This is a genomic window from Basilea psittacipulmonis DSM 24701 (genome assembly GCF_000743945.1).
Taxonomy (GTDB): domain Bacteria; phylum Pseudomonadota; class Gammaproteobacteria; order Burkholderiales; family Burkholderiaceae_B; genus Basilea; species Basilea psittacipulmonis.
Genome location: NZ_CP009238.1, coordinates 1,952,228 through 1,959,069, shown reverse-complemented (window position 1 = coordinate 1,959,069; position 6,842 = coordinate 1,952,228). Strand labels below are relative to the sequence as shown.

Genomic DNA, 6,842 nt, shown 5'->3' with positions numbered 1-6,842 from the left:
TTGAATGTTTTTTTCTTTTGGCATTTAAACAACACTCAATAAAAAAAATGAAAAATCAAAAAAAGTATTAATTTAAATTTTGTAAACTTATTTTTCTTTATATGGGTTGTGGATAAGTTGAATAAGTCAAAAATACATTTATTTTTCATAAAGATAAAATAAAAAATTTATTTGAAAAAATTAGGTATTTTTACTTAACAAAAACTGGAAAAAATTTTAATTTTTATATCTTATTATAGTTATTAAAAAGTTATCCCTTAGTTATTAGTCATATTTCTTCTACTATAGTTATCCACAATATGAAGAGTTTTTACTTAGTTTTGGAGAAAAAAAATACTTTAAAGATAGTCAATTTTTCGATAAACTTATACTGTAAATGAGAGGTTACTATGAAAAAACTAGATTTTGATCCCAACAATATATTTTCTAAAATCATTAGAAACGAAATACCGAGTTTTAAGATTTATGAAGATGAATTTACAGTTGCTATCATGGATATTATGCCAGAAAGCAAAGGACATACACTAGTTATAACTAAATCTCCTGCACCAACTTTATTTGATTTGGATAATCAATCACTTATTGCTTGCATGAATACCGTTAAAAAAATTGCTCCCGTGTTGATGGAAGTGACTCGAGCGGATGGATTGCAATTAAAACAATATAATTTTGATGCTGGAGGACAAACAATTTTTCAAGTACATTTTCATTTAGTACCGTGTTATGAGGGTAAAAAATTAAATAGACATGCCCAAGAAAACGTTAATAAACAAGAGATTGAAGCAATAGCCGAAGAACTTAAATTAAGATTATCAACTAACTTATCCACATGAGTTAATAATTTTGACAATTTTTAATTTAACAAAGAAAACTTTTTTTGTTTATTAATATCAAATAGTTATTTTATTTTATAAATAAAATATTAAATATTTTTGTTTTGATTGAATATTTATTCACAAAGTTATCCACATGATTACTGATAAAGATCCGATTGTTGCAGTAGCTACCGCCCCAGGTAAAGGGGGCATTGGTGTAATACGCATTTCCTATAAGGATTTGACTCAGTATATTTTAAATTTTTTTGGAAAAAGCCTCGAACCAAGAAAAGCCTATTTTTTGTCTTTTAAAGATGAAGACGAAATTATAGATGAAGGGGTGGTTTTATACTTTAAAGGGCCGCATTCTTACACAGGTGAAGATGTATTAGAACTTCAAGGTCATGGCGGTATTGCCGTTATGCAAAGATTATTGAGTCTATGTTTAAAAAAAGGAAGTTTTATTTCAATGCGGTTAGCAGAAGCAGGTGAGTTTACAAAACGTGCTTTTTTAAACAACCGTATGGATTTAACGCAAGCAGAGGCTGTAGCGGATTTGATTGATGCATCGAGTCAAGCAGCAGCAAAAAGTGCGATTCAGTCTTTACGTGGGGCTTTTTCTGAAAAAATTAATAAATTAAACGATCAAATTATTCATCTAAGAATGCTCGTGGAAGCTACATTAGATTTTCCTGAGGAAGATATTGAATTTATTAAAGAATATAAAGCCAAAGAACAACTCGATGCTATTCAAAAAGAATTAAATGAAGTTTTTGCAAAAGCAAAACAAGGCATGATTGTTAGAGAAGGGTTGTACGTAGTATTGGCTGGTGAACCAAATGTAGGTAAATCTAGTCTATTGAACGCTTTGGCTGAAGAAGAGGTTGCTATAGTTACATCCATTGCAGGAACAACGAGAGATACAGTCAAACGCGAAATCCAAATTAATGGGATTGGATTGCATATTATTGATACGGCAGGTTTAAGAAAAACAGACGATGAAGTAGAAAATATTGGTATTAATCGTAGTTGGAATGAAATCTCAAAAGCTCAAGTACTACTTCACTTAAAAGAGATTAATAATGAATCTAAAGAATTGGATGAAAAAATTTTACAAAAAGTATCACCTAATACGCCAATTTTGAATATTATCAATAAAATAGATTTGACAGATAAGCCATTGAAAAATGATGAAAATACATTGTATATCTCTGCACAAACCGGTCAAGGTATAGAAGAATTAAAAACTAAGCTTTTGACTTTGGCAGGATTGCAGGAATTAGACAATTCATTTTTTATTGCCAGACAACGTCATATCGAAGCACTTAATTTGTGTAAGACACACTTAGATAATGCTTATCTTAATTTAAATGACGAGTTATTAGATTTATTTGCAGAAGAACTACGATTAGCTCATGATGCATTAGGCAAGATTACAGGCACGTTTTCTAGTGATGATTTGTTAGGTAAAATTTTTGGTAGTTTTTGTATAGGTAAATAATCAATGACAAAAATAAAGTCCGACGAATTTATAAGAAAACAGCATAGAAAGTTTTTACAAGGATTTTATTTAAAAAAAAGAACATTTTTTTATTTGTATAAATAATTAAATAGTAAAACCAAATTTTCTTAGTTTCTATGTTTTGCTAACAAAAGTTTACGTGTTTTTTTCTTCCTTAGAATTTAAAACTATAAATTAATGTTTAATTTACGAACTTCATTTCATAGAAAGCAACTTTAAGATCTTTAATATTTAATAATCCGTACGCCTTTTAATTTCAAATTAACAAAAGCCTTTTAGATAAACAAAAAAGCCCAAAATTTAAAAACAATCTAAAACTTAGTAGAGCAGTAGATGTATTGGTATAAATGTTCCACGTGAAACATGTGTTTATTCCTTTTAAATTCAATTGGTTGCTATCTTTCTAATGTTTAAGAAAAATTATACGGATGGGATAACGCGATTACAAGATAAGATAAACTAAATACATCTTCTGAAATTAAATAATATGTGTTGTGTTTTGAGGTGGTTGAGTTAGTTTTCTGTTTCGTTCCAAAGATGGGATTTTCTAACGATGGGATGCGGTGTAACAGTAAGGCGATTACAGTTAATGTTAACGCTCAAAATAGGCTATAAAGGGGTGTTTGAAGATTGAATTATTACTCTTTGATTTAATATTTTATGTAAAAAATAGGTTTAATTTATCCTGAATTTATGTGGTTACTGTTTTTCTAATATTTAAGAAAAATAAAACGAGCGGAATAACGCGATTACAAGGTAAGAAAAACTAAACGCATCCTTTCTAATTAAATAATATGTTTTCTGTTTCGTTTCAAGGGTAGGGTTTTCCAACGATAGGGTGAGAGAGCGAAATAGTAAGGCAATTATGGTTAATGTTAACCCTCAAAATAGGCTATAAAGGGGGCGTTTAACATGGATCTATTGTTATCTAAATTTAATGTTCCACGTGAAACATCAAAAAATATTCGATGATTAAATTAGGTATATTTGTTTTTATTGGTCAGATTAAAAAGCCAAAAGTTATGATTTTTGATTAAAAACAAGAAGCGAGTAGCTGCTTTTTAAATCACAGAGAAAAAAATATTAGTATGTTTAAGTTAAATATTCTTTGTCATAAATGATGAAGTGGTTTTTGCGGAATGCTTGTGTGAAATGTTTTTTATGAGTTCATTTGCAGTTAATTATGTTTACGAAGTGGTTGTGTAAAGTGCTTTCTCTTTGTTAATTGGTGCTTGATGATTTTAAAGAATGAGGGCTGATGGAAAAGTTTTTTAAATCACAGAGAAAAGTTATTAATACCTTTAAATTAAATGTTCTGCGTAATAAATGATGATGTATTTTTTACGGAATGCTTGTGTGAAATGTTTTTTATGAGTTTATTTGTGGTTAATCATCGTTAATGGAATGTTTGGATCAAATATTTTTTCTGAGTCCATTTGTGTCTAATCGTCGTTAACGGAGTGGTTGGATGAAGTGTTTTTTATGAGTTCATTGTGGTTAATGAATAATAGAGGGTAGGTGTTTTTGGTTAATGTTGGATGTCTGGTAATTATCTATTAAAATATAGTTTGATGATCAACAAAAGAGTGAATTATGTACGATTTTAAGTCAATGGTTGTTTTTGTTGAAGTGGTAAAATCTGGTTCAATGAATATTGCTGCTGAAAAGCTCGAAATGACTCCCTCAGCAGTGACACAGCATATTAAAAAGTTAGAACAGTCTTTATCAATAAAGTTATTTAATAGAACTACTAGAAAATTGTCATTGACAGAAGCGGGAGAGGCGTTTTATCAACATTCTGTACTTATGAAACAACAAGCCGATAAAGCATTTCAGGCGATTGACATCATAAGAGAGAAGGCTATTGGTGAATTAACAATTACCTGCGTTACAGGGTTGATGGATAGTTTGTTGATCAAAGCATTCAAACATATTTTAGATAAAAACCCAGAATTTAATTTAAGTATTTATTTTGAAGATGCGGTCGTTGATTTGTTTGAAAAGAGAGTCGATCTTGCGTTGAGAGTGGGAACGGGTTCATTGCAAGACCACATGATTGCAACTCATCTATATGATTTGGAAATGGTGGTATGTGCTAGTCCTAGTTATATGAGTCGATTTAAAAGACTACAGTCTCCTGATCAAATAGCCCATCTGAATTGGATTAGTCATCACAACAATAGATTTAATTTGCTTGAGTTCACGAAAGAGGGTGAACGAATCACGCTTGAACCTAGGTATCGAATCAGATGTAATACCTTATATAACAGTCGTCAATTAGCATTAAATGGATTGGGCATTTCTATTCAACCAAAATTAGATGTAGCTCAATATTTAGCTAGCGGTGAATTAGTGCAGCTTTGTCCTGGTTGGCAGTTGCCGATTGCACCACTTTATCTAGTTAGATTACAACGTATTCAATCAGAGAAGGTAAGGTTGGCCAGTGAGTTAATCATTAAATATTTTGAAAAAATAAAAAATATGAAAGAACTTGATTCAGCTCATTTAATGGATGTTGATTTCATTATTTAGGACTAAAAGTTTTAACTGAATTATTTTAGAGGCGTTGAAGTTCTTTAATATTAATCAAAGAATATAACTGTCGATTTAATACAAAATGTAACGATATTGCCAAGTTAACATTCCTTTGAATATAAATGTAGCTAAAACCGATTTTTTATTCTATATCGTTTTTCTACTGATATTCTTTTTGTTGTTGATTCTGTTTAAACGGATACACATGTTCTTATAATTTTTGGTATACAAACAACACCTAAGTGTAAAAAATCTTTAAAAAAATAACAAGAAAATCAATCTAATTGGCTTGATTTCCTTGTTGTTGTAGACTACCATATGATTCACAGTCTACATTAGGTGAACATAATGGCATATTTAAATCAACTAGCAACGCTTCCTGATAAAAACATCACGTATCTAAAATACAAAGATACTTATTATGTGATTTATAACTATGCGTATAAAAGAAATGCCAACGGCAATCCTCAATCAAAGAAAATCACCATTGGCAAGTTAGTTGATAAAAAATCTAGACTATTCCAACCTAATGAAAATTATTTAAAAGTTTACGATAAACCACAGTTCATAAAAGAAGAAGTTGATTGTTCAAAGATTCCATTATCTGCTGTTAAATACACGCGTCCTGAAGGATTGTTGCAGCTCGTTCAAACAATAGCAAAAGAACTAGAATTAGATGTTATGTTAAGAAAGGTTTTTGGTAGCGATCATCACTATTTAATGTCGTTAGCTACCTATATGCTCTGTTGTGGCAACGTGATGAAGGGATATGAAAGATGGGCTAACAAACACTATTTGCCGACTTCTTTATGTATGAATGACAAAAGGATTAGTGATATTTTTTCTCAAGTGATAACTCAAGAAAAAAGACATCAGTTTCTGGATCTATGGAGTCAAAAAGCAAGTTCAGAAAACTTTCTAGCCTATGATTCAACCTCGATTTCAACGAGTTCAAGCATCATTGAAGCAAAACTTGGATTCAACAAAGAAAATGACAAAACAAAGCAGATAAACCTTGGCATCCTATATGGTTACGATTCACGCTTACCTTTCAATTACTCTTGGTATCAGGGAAACATTGTTGATAAATCGTACCTAAAATTCATGTTAAGTTTAACTAAGAATCTAAAAGGTAAAAAAATTACCTTCGTCATGGATCAAGGCTATTTCTCAAGTGATAACTTGAAGACAATCGATGAATTAGGGAATAAATTTATAACTTTTTTACCCAGAAACACAAACTTATCAAGACAATCTATCGATGAGATTTCAGAGCTAAAGCTGGGCTACACTGATTTAGTTCCTGGATTTAAAACGGTAAAATGTCGAACAATTTCTTCTGAGTTAACAGGAATGAAATGCAATCTGCATGTATTCTTAGATCTTGATAAACAAATTGAGCTACAGTCTGATTTTGAAGAATACTTGCAGTATGAAGAAAAGGCACTACAAGACAAAATAAAAGAAAAAGTGGTGACAAAGAAAACTTGTAAGTATTTTAAAATTCATCAAGAGGGTAAAACGGAGTATTCATATGAAAGAGATATTGAAAAAATTTCTTATGAATATAATAGACTAGGATATTTTGTTTTAATTACCAACAATTTAGATTTAACGTCAGGAGAAGTGTTAGAGGCATATAGAGGTAAAGATCTCATCGAAAAAGCTTTTTGCGACATCAAAACAAACTTAGATTCAAGAAGATTAAGAACTCAACGTTCAGAAACAACAAACGGAAAAATCTTCGTCATGTTCATTGCGTTAATTCTATTAAGTGCATTAAGAAATAGAATTAGACATACAGAAATCGAATATAAGTATAGCCTCACCAATATAATTGAAGAGCTTGACGATATTAAGTTATTTGTTACTGATGATGAAAAAGTATTACACCCTCTAACAACCGATCAAGTCAAAATCTTAAACGAATTAAACCTAGACATTAAAGTATAAAAATACCTACCCCTCCA

The 6,842-nt window shown here is 30.4% G+C and carries 4 protein-coding genes; all 4 read left to right on the top strand.

Going from position 1 to position 6,842, the window contains the following annotated elements; genetic code table 11:
* Positions 1 to 389 precede the first annotated feature (389 nt).
* The 4 genes from IX83_RS08470 to IX83_RS08455 all read left to right on the top strand — a co-directional run bounded on the left by IX83_RS08470 (position 390) and on the right by IX83_RS08455 (position 6,825).
* Complete coding sequence (locus IX83_RS08470) at positions 390 to 833, top strand: HIT family protein (protein WP_038501335.1); 444 nt, start codon at positions 390 to 392, stop codon at positions 831 to 833.
* A 136-nt stretch (positions 834 to 969) separates the two neighbouring features.
* A complete protein-coding gene (mnmE, locus tag IX83_RS08465; protein ID WP_081888802.1) occupies positions 970 to 2,316 on the top strand; it encodes a tRNA uridine-5-carboxymethylaminomethyl(34) synthesis GTPase MnmE in 1,347 nt (448 codons plus the stop codon).
* 1,614 nt (positions 2,317 to 3,930) lie between these two features.
* Complete coding sequence (locus tag IX83_RS08460; protein ID WP_051919609.1) at positions 3,931 to 4,869, top strand: LysR family transcriptional regulator; 939 nt, start codon at positions 3,931 to 3,933, stop codon at positions 4,867 to 4,869.
* A 351-nt stretch (positions 4,870 to 5,220) separates the two neighbouring features.
* On the top strand, positions 5,221 to 6,825 hold the full coding sequence (locus IX83_RS08455) for an IS1634 family transposase (RefSeq protein ID WP_038501334.1): 1,605 nt from the start codon (positions 5,221 to 5,223) through the stop codon (positions 6,823 to 6,825).
* Positions 6,826 to 6,842: the final 17 nt, after the last annotated feature.